Genomic DNA, 16,440 nt, shown 5'->3' with positions numbered 1-16,440 from the left:
GAGCCCGCCGACACCCGTCGGCGGGCTCCGTCGTTCGCGGCACGGGACCGATGACGCAGGTTCGCGGGACGCACACGCTCGGACCGGGCCGGCAGGACGGCGAAGGTGCGTCGTCCGTCCCCACCGCAGGGCGTGTGCCGTCCGCCCGCCGTCGCGCGTCCCGTCCGGACGGCGCGTGCGACCATCGGAGCATGTACGTGCCCAAGGCCAACGACATGGACGACCCTGACCTCACGGCATTCCTCGCGGCGCACGCGGCGGCGCACCTCGTCACCGTCGGCCCTGACGGACGCCCGGACTCGACGCTGCTGCCCGTGATCGTCGACGGTGGGCGGGTCGTCGGCCACCTGGCCCGCGCCAACGACCACTGGACGCGCATCGCGCCGGCGTCCCCGGGACTCATCGTGGTCAGCGGTGCCGACGCCTACGTGTCTCCGGGCTGGTACGCCACCAAGGCCGAGCACGGGCGCGTGGTCCCGACGTGGAACTACAGCGAGGTGCAGCTGCGGGGAGCGGTCACGGTCCACGACGACCCCGACTGGGTGCTCGACGTCGTCACGAGGCTCACGGAGCGGCACGAGGCGAACCGTGCACAGCCGTGGGCTGTCAGCGATGCGCCACCGAAGTACGTCCGCGGTCGCCTGCGTGCCATCGTCGGCATCGAGGTCCTCATCGACTCCGTGGAGGGCAAGGCCAAGCTGAGCCAGAACCGGTCCGACGCCGATCGCGAGGGCGCGATCGCCGGCCTGCGCGGCGAGGGTGATGCCGTGGCCCGGGTGGTTGCTGAAGAAATGGAGCGCGCCCTCCGCGGGTGAGCGGCATTCCGCTGCAGTGCCGCCCACCCATGTCGAACGCATCCGTGAGGCACAGATGCCGCACAGCCGCCGCCGCGACGGTGGACCCATGGACACGACACCCGGCCCCGCAGACGCCCCGTCGACCTTCCACTCCGCGCTGCGCCGAGCGCTCGGCGCAGCGGGCGCGGCGGTCGCGGTCGCCTTCGTCGGCACCGCGGCCCTCGGGGCCGGGCAGGCCCACGCGGCAGGCATCTCCGGTGGTCTGACACCCGTGCGCGCGGCCGGGGAGCCGGCCCCCGCACCCGCATCGGAACCACGCCGCACACCCCGCCAACCTCCCGGCGGCCACGACGACGGCGTACCGCTACTCGTTTCGCGACGGGCAGCTCATCCGCCTCTGGCCGCCTCGAAACCGTCGAGAGGCCACGTCTGGCCGCCTCGAACCCGTCGAGAGGCCAGCTTCGGCCGCTTCGCGTGAGTCGAAAGGCCACGCCCCGGCGACGTGAAATGGCCACTCGACCGACGCGACCCGACAACACGTGGCCTTTCGACGGTGGGGACAGAGGGGGGAGGGGTGGCTCAGCGGGTCGGGTCGAGCCAGGCGTGCACGAGCGGCACGACCGACGCGCCCTCGCCACTGGCGGCGGCCACGCGCTTCATCGAGCCGGCTCGGATGTCGCCCGCGGCGAAGACGCCGGGCACCGTCGTCTCGAGGCTCTCCGGCGGCAATCCCTCTCGCCACAGACGCTGCGGCACGTCGCGACCGGTCAGCACGAATCCGCGCCCGTCGCGGGCTACCGCATCCGGCAGCCAGTCGCAGTAGGGCGCCGCGCCGATGAGGAGGAAGAGCCCGCGGCAGTCCCGGCGCTCCTCGGTGCCGCCGGCGGTGTCGCGCACCGTGACCCAGCCGAGCCGGCCGTCCTCACCGGCGCCGCCCTCGGTCACCTCGGAGCAGCCCTGGACCGTGATCCTCGGGTTGTAGCCGATCTCGCCGACGAGGTAGCTCGACATCGTCTCGGCGAGGGACTCACGCCGCACGAGGATCGTCACGGACCGGGCGAAGCGCGCGAGGTGGATCGCGGCCTGACCGGCCGAGTTGCCGCCACCGACGACGATGACGTCCGAGCCCTCCATCTCGCGGGCGGCGGTCATGGCGCTGCCGTAGTGGACGCCGAGCCCGACGAGCCGCTCGATGCCCGGCGCGTCCAGGCGGCGGTACTTCACGCCGGCCGACACGACGACGGCCCGCGCGCGGACCTCGCCGCCCTCGGTGTGCAGCACGTGCGGCCGCGGCCCGCCAGTCTCGTCGAGTGTGCCGGGCGTGAACGATGTGACGGGCCACCCGGTGAAGAACTCGGTGCCGAAGCGGATCGCCTGGTTGCGCGCTCGCTGGGCCAGCCGCATACCGGAGATCCCCCTCGGGAAGCCGAGGTAGTTGCGGATCATCGACGACGTGCCCGCCTGTCCGCCAACGGCTTCCGCCTCGAGGACCACCGTCGACAGGCCTTCGGACGAGGCATAGACGGCGGCCGCGAGGCCCGCCGGTCCGGCGCCCACGATGGCGACGTCGACGACGCGGTCCACGTCGACGTCGGCCGGCCGGCCGTAGATGCGCGTGGCGACGTCGCGCACGCTCCGGGCCGTGGCGACGCGTTTGCCGAGGTCCATGACGAGCGGATACTCCGGCGCGACGTCACCCTCGACGTGTTCGAGCACGGCACGCCCCTCGTCGCTGTCCGGGGCGTAGACGCGGTTGGGCATGCCCATCCGGTCGAGGTAGTCGCGGATGCTGAGCGTCAGGGCGTCCTCGACGGGGGAGACGATGGCCACCGCCACCACCTCGGGTTCGGCCACGGTGGAGCCCCAGTCGGACAGCAGCTCGCAGATGGCCGTGTGGAACTCCTCGTCGCGGGCGCCGCGCGGCATGAGGAGGTAGGCGTCGTACTTGCCCTTGGCCATCCCGCCCCGCAGCCGTTCGGCGTCCTCGCGGAAGCTCGAGACGTGGGCGGCGATGACCCGCCGCGCCGTCGGCACCGTCGCGCGCCACCAGTGGAAGGCCTCGAGCACCTCGGCGTCGGGGAGTCGCGACTCGGTGACGAACATCGCGACCTGACCGCCCTCGGCGACGACCCGCTTCGCTGCGAGCTTCGCCTCGTGGGCCGAGCCCGCGGTGGGCAGCTCGTAGTCGCGGGAGTAGCGCCCGAACTCGTCGAGCAGCTCCTCGGATCGGGTCTCGGACACCAGGATGATCGCCGGGTTCACCCGATCGATCCTAGGAGGCGGAGCCCTCCGGGAGTATGCCGTCGCGCGAGTCCACCGTCGCGGGCCGTTCGCGCAGGGTGAGCCAGAGGCGGTGTGCGGTGATGACGGCCAGCGCCCAGGCGAGCCCGATGAGCCAGCCGGCGAGCACGTCGGTGAGCCAGTGGTGGCCGAGGAAGACCCGCGACAGCCCCATGGCCCCGACGAAGAGGGTGCCGAGCGTGATCGCCAGGCTGCGCTGCCAGGCTGCGGTGGTCTCGATGAGGACGAGATAGACGACGACCGTGGTGAGCACCGTCGCGTTGAGCGTGTGGCCGCTGGGGAACGACGCGGACACCTCGAGCGGCGGCACGGCCAGGGCAGCGGGCGGCCGGGCCCGGTCGACGAGGTCCTTGCCGACGATCGTCATGGCGAGCGACCCGGCGGCGGCGATGAGCGTCAGCACGAGAGGGGTCCACCGCCGACGACGCCACGTGATGACGGCGACGGCCACGAGCGCGAGGATCGGCATGCCGACCGGACCGCCGACATTCGTGAACGCCGTGACTGCGGAGTCGAGCCCGGGGGAGCGGAGCGAGACGGCCCAGTCCAAGACGGGCTGGTCGACCGCGGTCAGCCCGTCGCGACCGACGACCCCTTCGTAGACCGTCTCGACCCCCTCGACGAGGGCCGCCATGACGACGAGGGCGACGACGGCGAAGACGACGAACGCCACGTGCGCCGACGACCACGAGGCGACACGACGGACGGCCGGGCGGGAGGCGCGCGCCATCGCCGCGAAGACGCCGACGAGCCCCTGCCCGAAGCGGGTGTGCCAGGCCGTCAGGTCCCGGGCGCCGATCGTGTCGTCCGGTGTCTGCGGGCGCATGGAGTCGGGCATGCCCCATCCTTACCCGTCCTGGCCCCGTCGTGCCCTGGACGCCGCGCGCCCTGCCACCCGCTCAGGCCGCGAGGTGCTCCCGGGCCGGCTTCGAGGCGGCCAGGTCCGTGACAGAGGCCTTGGCGCGTCGCCCGAGGAAGCCGTTCGGCACCGACAGCCGGATGACCTTCTTCCACGCCGACCCCACCTGCCGCGGGAGCGAGCCCGTCGTGTAGGTCAGGCCGTACCGGCGGAAGAGGTCCTGCACCTGCGGGGCGATCTCCTGGTAGCGGTTGCTCGGCAGGTCCGGGAAGAGGTGGTGCTCGATCTGGAAGCTGAGGTTGCCGGTCATGAAGTGCATGGCCTTGCTGCCGCTGATGTTGGCCGAACCCAGCATCTGGCGCAGGTACCACTCGCCGCGGGTCTCACCGACGATGGACCTGCGCTCGAAGGTCTCGACGCCTTCGGGGAAGTGGCCGCACATGATGACCGAGTGGGTCCACAGGTTGCGGATGAGGTTGGCCGTGGCGTTGGCGGCGAGCGTGTTGACGAAGGACGGTCCCGACAGGAGCGGGTGGATGACGTAGTCCTTCGTCATCTGGTTGCGGATCTTCTTCAGCGTCACCTTGGCCCGCGCCCGGAAGTCGGGGTCCTGGCGGCGCTCCTTGGTGGCGAGGTTCTTGCCGAGCTCGAGGTCGTAGGCCGCGATGCCGTACTCGAAGAAGCAGGCGTTGACGAAGTTCCACAGCGGCTGCGCGGCATAGAGCGGCACCCAGCGCTGGTCCTCGTCGACGCGCATGATGCCGTAGCCGAGGTCGTTGTCCTTGCCGATGACGTTCGTGTAGGTGTGGTGCAGCTCGTTGTGCGAGTGCTTCCACTGGTCCGACGGGCTGGCGTTGTCCCACTCCCACGTCGTCGAGTGGATCTTCGGGTCGCGCATCCAGTCCCACTGGCCGTGCATGACGTTGTGCCCGATCTCCATGTTCTCGATGATCTTGGCGACCGCGAGGCCGGCCGTGCCGACGACCCAGGCGGGCGGGAACATCGACACGAGCAGGAGGGCGCGGCTGCCGAGCTCCAGCTTGCGCTGGGTGGCGATGACCTTGCGGATGTAGGCCGCGTCGTCGGCTCCGCGGGTGTCGATGACGGACTGCCGGATGGCGTCGAGCTCGACGCCGATCTGCTCGATGTCCTCGGGGGTGAGGTGGGCGATCGGGTTGTGGGTCTTCTTCTGCAGGACGGTCATGGTGACTCCTCTGGTTCGGAGGTCGGTGGGTGTCAGTGGTCGATGACGCAGGCGCCGGCGGCCGCGGAGATGCAGGTCTGGATCGGCACGCCCTCGCCCTCGGTCTCGCCGGGAGTCGCGGTCGTGACGGCACCGTTGCGCAGGTCGCGCACGGCGCCCTCGCGCAGCGGCAGCACGCAGCCGAAGCAGATGCCCATCCGGCAGCCGGACGGCATGAGCACGCCGGCCGCCTCGGCGGCGTCGAGGATGGGGGTGGCGCCGTCGGCCTCGACCGTCGCGCCGGAGCCGGTGAAGTCGATGGTGCCGCCCTCGCCGACGACGAGCGTCGAGGCCCGGAACTGCTCGGTGAGCAGGGGCAGACCGCGCTCGTCGTGGTGCGCCTGGAGCGCGTCGAGCAGGCCGCCGGGGCCGCACGCGAGGGTCTGCCGGTCGTGCAGGTCCGGGATGAGCGTCTCGAGGTCGGCGACGTCGAGCACCCCGTGCTCGTCGTCGTAGCGGGCCACGAGGCGGATCAGGCCCGCGGCGTCGAGCGACCGGAGGTTGTCGATGAAGATCGAGTCGGGCTCGCTCGGTGCCACGTGCACGACGACGATGTCGTATGCCGCCGAGCGGGGCAGGCGTACGACGCCCGAGTCAGCGACCGGGAAGAGGTTGCGGAGCATCCCGATGACGGGCGTGACGCCGGAGCCGGCGGTGACGAAGAGGAACTTGCCGCCGTCGGTCGGCAGCACGAACTCGCCCTGGGCCTGCTCGAGGTGGACGAGCGTGCCAGGTCGCGACTCGCGCACGAGGTGGGTGCTGACGAGCCCGTCCGGCACGGCCTTGACGGTGATGGAGATGTGGCCGTCGGGGCGCGGGCCGTGGGTGAGGGAGTAGGCGCGCCACTGGCGCACGCCGTCGACGTCGACCCCGATGCGCACGTACTGGCCCGGCACGTGGCCGGCCCAGTCGGCGCCGGGGCGGATGACGATGGTGGCGGCGTCCGCGGTCTCGGGGTGGACCGCGACGATGCGTCCGCGCAGGTCGGCGCCCGGACGCAGGGGGTCGAACAGGTCGAGGTAGTCCGCCGGCAGCAGGGGGGAGGTCGCGCGCTCGGCCAGCTGGAGGAGCCGTCCGCGCAGGGTCGGGCGGGTGGCTCGGGGTGAGGGGCTCGAGATCTTCGAGAGTCCGGTCAGGCTCATGCCTCCAGCATGACTGAGGGTCAAGGGTAAGATCCTGACCATTCGGCGTGAAGTATCCGGGAACTCTTGTTCGGAGGGAACAGTCGATGGCCAAGGCGGCGGGCAGCGCCACGGTTCGGGGCGCTGCCGACCTCCAGCTGGACCACGCGGTGCTGCGCGTGCTGCGCGAGCGGCTGCCCGCCATCGCGACGACGACGGTGGCAGCAGTCGTCGACGAGGTCCCCGACTACCGCGGCGCTCTCGGAGGGGTGGCCGGGGACACGATCGAGCGTGCCGTTCAGATGGCCATCGCGGGCTTCCTCAAGCTCGCGGGCGGACGCGACGTCGACGCGAGCACGCCGCTGGGGCCGACCCGCGAGGGCGCCTACGCGCTCGGACGGGGGGAGGCGCGAGGGGGTCGCTCGATGGACAGCCTGCTCGCGGCATACCGCGTCGGCGCCCGGGTGTCCTGGCGCGAGCTGGCCCGCGCGGCAGCCGAGGCGGGGCTGCCGGCGACGACGATGGCGAAGTTCGCAGAGCTGCTCTTCGCCTACATCGACGAGCTGTCGGCGGCCAGCGTGGCCGGCCACACGGACGAGCTGACCACGAGCGGTCGGGTCCGGGACCGCTACCGCGAACGGCTGGGCCAGCACCTGATGGCGGGCGCGGGCGTTGACGTGCTGACCGCGGCCGCAGCCCGGGCCGAGTGGGCGGTCCCGGTCTCGCTCACGGCCGTGCTGCTGCCCGCCGCGGAGGCACGTCGGGCGCTCGCCTCGCTCGGGACCGACGCGCTGCAGCTCGGCGAGGACCTGCAGGGCCTCGAGCACGTCGACCCCGACCACCCGCTCACGCTCCTGCTCGTGCCCGACGCCGACGGGCCCGGCCGGCTCCACCTGCTGCGGGTGCTCGCCGGCCGCCATGCCGTCGTGGGTCCACCGCGCCCGTGGGCGGAGGCCCGCTCGTCCTACGGCCGTGCCGCGCGCACCGTGGGCCTGGCCCGCTCGACGCGCACGGGGGCCCCGGTCGACACCGAGGAGCACCTGGCCGACCTCGTCCTCACCGCCGACCCGGAGGCCTTCGCCGACCTGCGCGCCCGCGTGCTGGCGCCCCTGGCTGAACTCGCACCGGGCACCCGGGACCGGCTCGCCGAGACGCTCCTGTCGTGGCTGCTGCACCAGGGACGCCGCGACGAGGTCGCCGCCGAGCTGCACATCCACGCCCAGACGGTGCGCTACCGGATGGGTCAGGTGCGTGAGCTCTACGGTGACCGCCTCGGCGACCCGGCGGTGGTGCGTGAGCTCGTCATCGCACTGTCCGCCTCATCATCGACCCAGGCGTGACCACTCAGCCTGCCGTGACCGGTGCTCGGGCTGGGCGCGCAGGTCGAGCGTCTCGAGGTCGAGTCCGGCATACGGGCCGGCGTCACGTCCTCATCCTGCCGCGGACGGTGTCGCTCGGGTGTCCTAGGGTCGCGGCATGACGGTCGTCGGCACTGATGGGCTCGCCCGCCCCACGTGGGCGTCGGTGGACCCCCTCCTCATGGACTACTACGACACCGAGTGGGGCATGCCCATCCGCGACGAGCGCGGGCTGTACGAGCGGATCTGCCTCGAGGGCTTCCAGGCCGGGCTGTCCTGGGCGACGATCCTGCGCAAGCGCCCCGCCTTCCGGGCCGCCTTTGCCGACTTCGACCCGGACGTCGTCGCGACCTACACCGACGACGACGTCGAGCGGCTCCTCGGCGACGCCGGCATCGTCCGCCACCGCGGCAAGATCCGCGCCACCATCACGAACGCCCGCGCCACGGTCACGTTGCGCGAGGAGGGTGGCCTTGTCGACTTCGTGTGGGGCTTCCAGCCCGCCGACACCCCGCGACCGGCCGATCACTCCGAGGTGCCCACGGTGTCCGACGAGAGCAAGGCGCTGTCAAAGGCGTTGCGCAGACGAGGTTTTGCCTTTGTGGGTCCCACGACGATGTATGCCTTGATGGAGGCCGTCGGCATCATCGACACGCACCTCGTCGGGAGCCACCGCCGCGGCAGCTCCGGCGTCTGGCAGGCCTAGCCTCAGCCCAGCACCGACTTGGCAGCGTTGTGGCCGGGGATCGCGCTGACCCCACCACCGCGGCGTGCGCCGGCTCCGCCGAGCAGGACGTTGTCGTATGCCGTCTCGACGCCCCACGTGCCCACCTCGGAGTCCTGCTCGGCCCAGGGCCACTGCAGCGAGCGGTGGAAGATGTTGCCGCCGGGCAGGCCGACCGACTGCTCGAGGTCGACGGGGCTCTTGACCTCGATGCACGGGTTGCCGTCGGCGTCGCGCGCGAGCACCGCCTCGATGGGCTCGCCCAGCACGGAGTCGAGCGACCGCAGGGTCGCCGCGAGGGCCTCCTCGGTCGCTGCCGCGTTGTCCTCACGGAAGAGCCGGGCGGGCAGGTGCAGGCCGAAGAGCGTCAGTGTCTGCGCATCCGTGGCCGCGAGGTCCGGCCCGAGGATCGAGCGGTCCGACAGGGTGTGGCAGTAGATCTCGCACGGCGGCAGCTCGGGGATGCGCCCGTCGCGCGCCGCGGCATACGTCTGTTCCAGCTGGCCGTAGCCCTCGTTGATGTGGAAGGTCCCGGCGAAGGCGGCCGCCGGGTCGACGGAGGCGTCACGCAGGCGGGGGAGGCGGGTCAGCAGCATGTTGACCTTGATCTGGGCCCCCTCGACGTCGGACTCCGTGTCGACGGGCGTGGCGCCGGAGGCGGCGAGCAGGCGGTTGAGCACGGTGGGCGCGCAGCCCGCGACGAGGTTGCCGGCCACAGCGCTGCCGCGCCCTGCGTCACCGCCGGACCACGCGACCTCGCCGGTGGACGGGTCCACCGACGTGACCTCGGCTCCGGTGAGGATGGTCGCTCCGGCCGAGACCGCTGCTGCCGCAAGCGAGTCCGTGAGTGCACCCATGCCGCCGACGGGCACGTCCCAGTCGCCGGTGCCGCCCCCGATGAGGTGGTAGAGGAAGCAGACGTTCTGGCGCAGATCGGTCTCTCCGAGCGATGCGAAGGTGCCGATGAGGGCGTCGGTGGCGATGATGCCGCGGAGCGTGTCGTCCGCGGTGACCGACTCGATGAGCTCGCCGATGGGGCGCGTCGTCAGCGCGTCGAAGAGGTCGGCGTCACCCGAGAGGGCGCGCACGTCGTCCCGCGAACGCAGCGGTTCGAGGACGGTCGGGAAGACGCGCTCGGCCACACCGGCCATGCGCGCGTAGAAGTCGGTCCACCCGGCATACGCGTCGTCACCGCCGGTCAGCGCACGGAAGGCGGCACGGGTCGCGGCGGCGTCGCCGTGGTCGACGAGCAGCCCGCGGTCGGGGTCCGACGGCACCGGCGTGTAGGAGGAGAACCGCCGCCGGATGAGCCGCAGGTCGAGGTCGAGGTCGGTGAGGACCTGGCGCGGCAGCAGCGACACGAGGTAGGAGTAGCGCGAGAGGCGGGCATCGACGCCGTCGAAGGCGCGGGCCGAGACGGCCGCGCCCCCCACGTGGTCCGCGCGCTCGAGCACGAGCACGCGGCGCCCGCCCCTGGCGAGGTAGGCGGCGGCCGTCAGACCGTTGTGACCGGCCCCGATGATGATGTCGTCGTAGCGCACGAGGTCACCCTAGGTGACCGTGCGGACGTGGGCACTGGTGTGTCGCGGCCCCACGTCCTGTCGCTCAGCGGTGGGCGGCGTCCTGACGTGCGGTGTAGACCCGGTCGGCGGCGTCGATGCTCGCGCGGCTGCCCAGGTCGACGCCCACTCGGGCCGCGGCGGCGCGCGCGGCAGGGGTCGTGAGATCGGGAGCGACGAACCGCTCCGGCCGGATCGTGCGGTCGACGGCGGCATACCGCCTCGCGTCCCGGGCCAGGGAGTCGGCGGAGGTGACGGCCTTCGCCTCGGCCGGCGCTGCGGCGAGCTGAACAGCCAGCCCGAACGCCGGCTTCGTCACGACGGCGTAGCCGTCCCGGTGGCCGGCGACGTCCGGGTGGTAGCTCTCGGTGACCGGGTTCGACAGACCGTTGAGCCAGTCGACGTCGTCGCAGACGGCGTGCCCGACGAACCTCGAGGTCGGGTTGACGAAGGTGAAGCCCGCGTTGGACGCCGCCGTCGCCGTCTTCGAGTTGAGCAGGTCCGCCGTCGCGTTGAGGCGGGACTCCTCCGTGGGCGAGAACCACGTGAGGGCGTTGCAGTCCTCGCCGTTGAAGATGCGGGGGTAGCCGACGACGATGACGCGGGCGTTCGGGGCCTTCGCCCGGATCGAGGAGTAGAGGGACGCGAGCCGGCCCGGGATCTTGGTGTTGATGATCGTCTGCGCCGAGTCGACCGCGCCGTTGCAGTTGCTGAGCCAGCTCGGCTGCGCGCACGTCGACAGCACGTTGGCAAAGCCGGCGTCGTTGCCGCCCACCGAGATCGTGACGTATGCCGTCGCGCTCGACAGCGCCGACAGCTGGGTGTTCGTCACGTCGGCGACCGTGGCGCCGGAGCAGGCGCGGAAGCTCAGCGTGAGGCCGAGCGCCGCGGCGTCGAGCGAGGGATAGGCGTAGACCGACCGTTGGCACGTCGTCCCGTCACTGATGTAGGAGCGGGTCCCGGTGCCGGACGAGTACGAGTCGCCGAGGGCGACATAGGTCGTGCCGGCCGCGACGGCCGGAGGCCCGAGAGTGAGTGCCGCCCCGACCCCGACGAGGGCGGAGAGGCCGGCCGCGAGGGCGCGGTGGCGACGGGAGGACATGACGGACCTGCGCTTCACGACGCACTCCTTGATGGTGGGAGGCCTGCTGACCCTGCGCACTGCAAACCGCGTGGGGCCGGTGCCGACCACGTGGTGCCCGCGTCACACGTCCCGGTATCGGACATTAGGGGCAGTTCCGCCCCGCCGCGACCCGAGCCGAGGGCGGGCGGATCAGAGCCAGTGCGGCGACGCACTGCCTTGGCCGGGTGTCACCCTCCCGGGGTGATGTCCGGCGTGGATGGTCGCCGCAGCATGAAGGCGAGCGACGCCGTGCGGCGTCGCCATGAACGGGAGTGAGGGCGTCCCATGTCGACTGCGACGACAGCGCCGATCGGCCCAGTGGATCTGGCGGTCATCGGCTTCCGCGGGGAACTACGCCAGGCCGGCATCCGTGATGCCGTCGCGCGCGCCGTCGATCGGGGCGCCGTGCGCGTGCTCGACGTTCTCCTCGTCCGCAAGGACGACGACGGCAGCGTGCTGATGTACGACGCGGAGTCGCCCGAAGGTGCGGAGGAACTCCTCGGCTTCCCGACGGTCATGCCCGACCTCGTCGGCGAGGACGACGCGCTCGCGATCGCCGCCGAGATGGACCCGGGCACGACCGTCCTCGTCATCGCTTGGGAGAACAGCTGGGCCGCTGACATCGCCGCCGAGATTCGGCAGCTCGACGGCCAGCTGCTCGTCATGGAGCGCCTGCCGCGCGAGGACATCGAGACGGCGCTCACCGCCATCTCGTCGAACGAGGAGGGGTCATGAGGGGACGGAGGGGCCGACCGGGGTTGATGGGTATGGCGGCCCGAACGGCGGTGGTCGCTGGGACGGCCACCGCCGTGAGCGGCAAGGTGCGACGGGGACAGGAGGCCAAGGCCCAGCAGGCTGCAGACACCCAGGCCGCCCAGGCGCCGCCGCCCCCGCCAGAGGCCGCCCCGGCGCCGGCCGCTGCGCCCGAACCGCCTGCCGAGACCGAAGCAGCCGGGACCGACGACATGCTGGGGGCGCTCGAACGGTTGGGCGCCCTGCACGAGCAGGGGGTCCTCACCGACGAGGAGTTCGCGCAGCAGAAGGCGCGCATCCTGGCGTGAGACCCGTCGACACGTCCGCCTGGCCGTCATCCTCGCGTGCACGCACCGTGCTTCCGCCTAGGCTGATCGGGTACTCGTGGTCCATCGAGGCCGTGACGACAGGAGGATCACCGTGGGCTTCCCGGAGAACGTGCTGGCCAAGGGTGAGAAGGTCGAGCGCGACCTGCACCCGCACTGGCTGACCGTGGTGGCGCCGACGATCTTCGGCCTGCTGCTCGCCGCCGCCTGCATCGCCATCGCCGTCGTCACTCCGGACGACGAGACCGGCAACCGGATCCAGTGGGTCGCCGTCGCGGTGCTCGTGCTCGTCGCCATCCCGGCCTTCGTCGTGCCCTATCTGCGCTGGCGCACCACCCACTACGTCATCACCTCGCACCGCGTCATGGTGCGCCGCGGCATCCTGACGAAGAACGGCAAGGACATCACGCTCTCGAAGATCACCGACGTGAGCTTCCAGCAGACCGTGCTCGACCGCATCATCCGCTCCGGCTCCCTGCACATCGAGTCCGCGGGTGACAGCCCCGACGAGAACCTCGCGAACATCCCGCGCAGCAACGAGGTCCAGCAGCTCATCAACCGCCTCATCGACGAGGACGACCTGCGCCGCCGCGCGCACGGCCGGGTCGCGCTGGACGCGCCGGGGTCCGACCCGGCCTACGCGGCTGCCGATGACGGCTACACCGAGGACACGAGGGCGATCCCGCGCCAGCGGAGCGACCGGAGCGACCGCCCCGACCGGCCCGAGCTCGCGGAGGAGCGGCGCCGCCCGCGCGACCTCGGCGACGGCAGCGACCTGCCGCTCTGAGCTCCGCTGTCCCGCTCCCGGCCGCAAGCCGTTGTGGCATGGTCGGGGCATGACCTCCGCTGTCGACGAAGCCGGTGTGACCGCGGCCTACCGGGCCGCCCGTGACGAGCTCCTCGCCCTGCGGGGTGACCACGCCCGCGCGGTGAGGGAGTTCAGGTTCCCCGACGTCGGGGACCGGTGGAACTGGGGGGTCGACTGGTTCGACGCCGTCGCGCGCGGCAACGACCGCCCCTGCCTGACGATCGTCGAACAGGACGAGTCGTCGCGCTCGTACTCCTACGACGAGATGGCCCGGCGCTCCGACCAGGTGGCCGCCCACCTTGCCGCGCTGGGGATCGGTCGCGGCGACTCGGTGGTCCTCATGCTCGGCAACCAGGTCGAGCTCTGGGAGTCGATGCTCGCCGTCATCAAGCTCGGCGCGGTCGTCGTGCCGACGACGACGGCGGTCGGGCCCGGCGACCTCGTCGACCGGATGGAGCGCGGCGCGGCGCGAGCCGTCATCACGAACGCGTCCGAGGTGCACAAGTTCGACGACGTGCCCGGCGACTACGTCCGCATCGCGGTCGGTGGAGCCGACCCGGCAGGAACCGTCACGGACGGCTGGGAGAGCCACGAGGCCGCATACGCGATGGAGGTCGGACCCACCGAGCACCCGGGCACGGTCCCCGACGACCGGATGCTGCTCTACTTCACCTCGGGCACGACGAGCCGGCCCAAGCTCGTCGAGCACACCCAGCGCTCCTACCCCGTCGGGCACCTCTCGACGATGTACTGGATCGGCCTGCAGCCCGGTGACGTGCACCTCAACATCAGCAGCCCCGGCTGGGCCAAGCACGCGTGGTCGTCGTTCTTCGCCCCGTGGGCCGCGGAGGCGACGGCGTTCGTCTACAACTACAGCCGGTTCGACCCGGCCGCACTGCTCCGCGTGCTGCACACGCACGAGGTCACCTCGATCTGCGCGCCGCCGACCGTGTGGCGGATGCTCATCAACAGCGACCTCTCCGCGGGTCCGGGCTCGCTGCGCGAGGTCATCGGCGCCGGCGAACCGCTCAACCCCGAGGTCATCGCCCAGGTGGAGAAGGCATGGGGACTGACCATCCGCGACGGCTACGGCCAGACCGAGATGACGGCCGCCGTCGGCAACACCCCGGGCTCCACCGTCAAGCCCGGTTCGATGGGCCGACCCCTGCCGGGCTGCCCGGTCGTCGTCGTCGACCCGATCACGAACACCCTTGTCACGCAGGCTGACCCGGACGGCAACCGCGAAGGCGAGATCTGCCTCGACCTCTCGCAGCACCCGGTGCCGCTCATGACCGGCTACCAGGGCGACGAGCAGCGCAACGCCGATGCGATGGCCGGCGGTTTCTACCACACCGGCGACGTGGCCTCGGTCGACGCCGACGGCTACATCTCCTTCGTCGGCCGCACCGACGACGTCTTCAAGGCGAGCGACTACAAGATCAGCCCGTTCGAGGTCGAGTCGGTCCTCATCGAGCACCCCGCCGTCGCCGAGGCGGCGGTCGTGCCGGCGCCCGACGCGGTGCGCCTGGCGGTGCCCAAGGCGTACATCGCTCTCGCCCCGGGCCACGAGCCCGGTGAGGAGGTGGCGCGCTCGATCCTCGCCCACGCCCGCGAGAAGCTCGCTCCGTGGCAGCGGGTGCGCCGCATCGAGTTCTACGAGCTGCCCAAGACGATCTCGGGCAAGATCCGCCGGGTCGAGCTGCGTGGCCGCGAGAACGACCTCGACGCGACGGGGGCGGCCCAGCCCGAGAACGAGTGGCGCGACGACCAGTTCCCCGAGCTCAAGGGCTGACGGACGAGGTCGTCGAGGTGGTCGGGGACGCAGGGTCGCCCGGCGTGAGCGGCAGCGCGCGCATGGTCGTGTCGTCGATGCGGCTGCAGATTCGCCTGGCCGGGTCGGGGTGGTCCTGGCCCGGCTGCTGCGCGGTCGACGCCGGGGGACGGTAGGGGTCGATGCGGGCGCCGCTGATGACCTGGACGTTGTCGTAGGCGGGCCGGCCCTCGAGGAGGTTGCGGAACGAGTAGCGGGTCAGCGAGGTCAGCTCGCAGGCCGTGCCGAACTGCGCGATGTCGAAGGAGTACGGCTGCCCGTCGAGCTCCTGCCCCGGACCCTCGGAGTAGTGCGAGACGACGCCGCCACCGGTGAAGGTGCCGACCTGGATCCGGTTCCCCTCGAGCGCCGGGGTGTGCATGTGCCCGTTGACGAGGAGGCGTCCGCGCTCGACCTGCTCGGCGGCATACGGTTCGTGGGTCACGACGATGTCGGGCTCCGGCTGGCCGGCCACGGCGGCGTTGAAGCGGTCGGCGGCGGGCTTCTCCTTGGCCGTCGGGTCGGTGTTGTCGTCGCCGAACCAGCGCGGGTCGTTGAAGCCGGTGATGCGCAGTCCGTGGAAGGTCACCTCGCGCAGCGACCCGGCGGGGTTCTCGAGGAGCACGACGTTGGGGATGCGCGCGAGCCGAGCCAGGACCGCCCGGTCGCTCGCCGAGGACTGGTCGTGGTTGCCGCTCGTGAAGATGTAGGGCACCCCGAGAGACTGGATCGAGCGGTAGAGCCCGGCGGCGTCGCCCTCCTGGACCCGGCCGAAGTTGACGAGGTCGCCGCTGTCGATGACCGCGTCGACGTCCTCCTCCTTGATGATCGTTCGCATCAGGGCGTACTGGTTCGCCCCGTGGATGTCCGAGACGAGCAGGAAGCGGGCCGAGGCGGGCTCGTTGACGTTGCCGGCGACGTACTTCTGCTGGAGTGCCTGCGTCACGGCGAGGAGGTTGCGGAAGTAGGGGGTCACCTGCGTGGCCCGAGCCTCGACGTCGGCCAGCAGGCCGGCGTTGCGCTGGACGACACCGAGGACGCCGCTCGTGCGGTACTCCGCGAAGCGGTCCGGCTGGTAGGTCAGGGCGATCCCACCGAAGGTGACGCCGGTCGCGACGACCATGGCCGACGCGACGAAGAGCACGTGGTGACGGCGCGTGGAGCGCTGTCGCACGTAGTGGGAGGCCAGGGCGAGCAGCACCGCGATGGTCGCCGCGCCGAGGAGGAAGCGGATGCCGACGCCGGTCGCGGCCTGCGCGATCGCCGACGAGATCTCGTCGGGTGACGGCTGCAGCGCCCTGATGTCGACGTTGGGCCGGGTGAAGAGGTTGGTGATCTCCTCGCGCACCGCGACCTGCACGTCGAGGCCGGGCGCCACGAGGGGAGAGGCGAACTGGACATCGACGTCCCCGACGATCGTCGGCGCGTGGAGCACGGGGAAGTGGCGCGGCACCGGGTCGAGCCGCAGGACCGCGCGGTACTGCGACGTCTCCGCGACGGTCGGTGCGAGGTTCGTCGCGGCGACGCCGCCGAGGTAGCAGGCCACGAGGATCGCGAGCCAGGTGAGGACGTGCGAGCCCCGGCGCAGCCAGGGGCTGTCGCCGGCCAGCAGGTTCCCCACCTGTCGCATCGCCTCACCCTAACCGGACCGGGACCCG

Annotated in this window: 14 protein-coding genes; 7 read left to right on the top strand and 7 right to left on the bottom strand. The window is 71.8% G+C overall.

Annotated elements, in window-relative coordinates:
• The first annotated feature begins 191 nt into the window (after positions 1–191).
• The gene (locus AB4030_RS01485; protein ID WP_442277400.1) at positions 192–815 is read left to right on the top strand and encodes an FMN-binding negative transcriptional regulator; all 624 of its coding nucleotides are present in this window, start codon (positions 192–194) and stop codon (positions 813–815) included.
• A gap of 561 nt (positions 816–1,376) precedes the next feature.
• Here the strand turns inward: AB4030_RS01485 and AB4030_RS01480 are convergent.
• From AB4030_RS01480 to AB4030_RS01465, 4 genes are all read right to left on the bottom strand, one after another.
• On the bottom strand, positions 1,377–3,059 hold the full coding sequence (locus AB4030_RS01480) for an FAD-dependent oxidoreductase (RefSeq protein WP_442277399.1): 1,683 nt from the start codon (positions 3,057–3,059) through the stop codon (positions 1,377–1,379).
• Positions 3,060–3,069: 10 nt separating this feature from the next.
• Positions 3,070–3,936, bottom strand: a complete 867-nt coding sequence (locus AB4030_RS01475) for a phosphatase PAP2 family protein (protein WP_442277398.1) — start codon at positions 3,934–3,936, stop codon at positions 3,070–3,072.
• Positions 3,937–3,997: 61 nt separating this feature from the next.
• Positions 3,998–5,161: a fatty acid desaturase family protein gene (locus AB4030_RS01470; RefSeq protein ID WP_442277397.1), complete on the bottom strand. Its 1,164-nt coding sequence runs from the start codon at positions 5,159–5,161 to the stop codon at positions 3,998–4,000.
• A gap of 32 nt (positions 5,162–5,193) precedes the next feature.
• Positions 5,194–6,342, bottom strand: a complete 1,149-nt coding sequence (locus AB4030_RS01465) for a ferredoxin reductase (protein ID WP_442277396.1) — start codon at positions 6,340–6,342, stop codon at positions 5,194–5,196.
• Positions 6,343–6,428: 86 nt separating this feature from the next.
• Here AB4030_RS01465 and AB4030_RS01460 point away from each other — a divergent pair, with 86 nt between their 5' ends.
• Complete coding sequence (locus tag AB4030_RS01460; RefSeq protein WP_442277395.1) at positions 6,429–7,661, top strand: helix-turn-helix domain-containing protein; 1,233 nt, start codon at positions 6,429–6,431, stop codon at positions 7,659–7,661.
• A gap of 136 nt (positions 7,662–7,797) precedes the next feature.
• Positions 7,798–8,385: a DNA-3-methyladenine glycosylase I gene (locus AB4030_RS01455; RefSeq protein WP_442277394.1), complete on the top strand. Its 588-nt coding sequence runs from the start codon at positions 7,798–7,800 to the stop codon at positions 8,383–8,385.
• A gap of 2 nt (positions 8,386–8,387) precedes the next feature.
• Here AB4030_RS01455 and AB4030_RS01450 read toward each other — a convergent pair whose 3' ends face one another.
• Positions 8,388–9,944 (bottom strand): phytoene desaturase family protein, encoded by a 1,557-nt coding sequence (locus AB4030_RS01450; RefSeq protein WP_442277393.1) that lies wholly within the window; start codon positions 9,942–9,944, stop codon positions 8,388–8,390.
• A 64-nt stretch (positions 9,945–10,008) separates the two neighbouring features.
• Positions 10,009–11,082 carry an SGNH/GDSL hydrolase family protein gene (locus AB4030_RS01445; protein ID WP_442277392.1) on the bottom strand — a complete coding sequence of 358 codons (1,074 nt, stop codon included), beginning with the start codon at positions 11,080–11,082 and terminating at the stop codon, positions 10,009–10,011.
• Between the two features lie 288 nt (positions 11,083–11,370).
• Between AB4030_RS01445 and AB4030_RS01440 the strand changes: the two genes are divergently transcribed.
• The 4 genes from AB4030_RS01440 (at position 11,371) to AB4030_RS01425 (ending at position 14,764) form a co-directional block, all read left to right on the top strand.
• Positions 11,371–11,820, top strand: coding sequence for a DUF6325 family protein (locus AB4030_RS01440; protein ID WP_442277391.1), 450 nt, complete (start codon positions 11,371–11,373; stop codon positions 11,818–11,820).
• A gap of 32 nt (positions 11,821–11,852) precedes the next feature.
• Positions 11,853–12,146 (top strand): SHOCT domain-containing protein, encoded by a 294-nt coding sequence (locus AB4030_RS01435; RefSeq protein ID WP_442277390.1) that lies wholly within the window; start codon positions 11,853–11,855, stop codon positions 12,144–12,146.
• 112 nt (positions 12,147–12,258) lie between these two features.
• Positions 12,259–12,951: a PH domain-containing protein gene (locus tag AB4030_RS01430; protein WP_442277389.1), complete on the top strand. Its 693-nt coding sequence runs from the start codon at positions 12,259–12,261 to the stop codon at positions 12,949–12,951.
• A 49-nt stretch (positions 12,952–13,000) separates the two neighbouring features.
• On the top strand, positions 13,001–14,764 hold the full coding sequence (locus tag AB4030_RS01425; RefSeq protein ID WP_442277388.1) for an AMP-binding protein: 1,764 nt from the start codon (positions 13,001–13,003) through the stop codon (positions 14,762–14,764).
• On the opposite strand, the gene AB4030_RS01420 is transcribed toward AB4030_RS01425, so the two are convergent.
• Positions 14,754–16,412: a metallophosphoesterase family protein gene (locus tag AB4030_RS01420; RefSeq protein ID WP_442277387.1), complete on the bottom strand. Its 1,659-nt coding sequence runs from the start codon at positions 16,410–16,412 to the stop codon at positions 14,754–14,756. The genes AB4030_RS01425 and AB4030_RS01420 overlap by 11 nt on opposite strands.
• Positions 16,413–16,440 lie beyond the last annotated feature (28 nt).

The organism is Terrabacter sp. 2YAF2, assembly GCF_052114705.1.
Lineage (GTDB): Bacteria > Actinomycetota > Actinomycetes > Actinomycetales > Dermatophilaceae > Terrabacter.
Note: the sequence above shows the minus strand (reverse complement) of the source record. Positions and strands in the feature narration are given on the sequence as shown.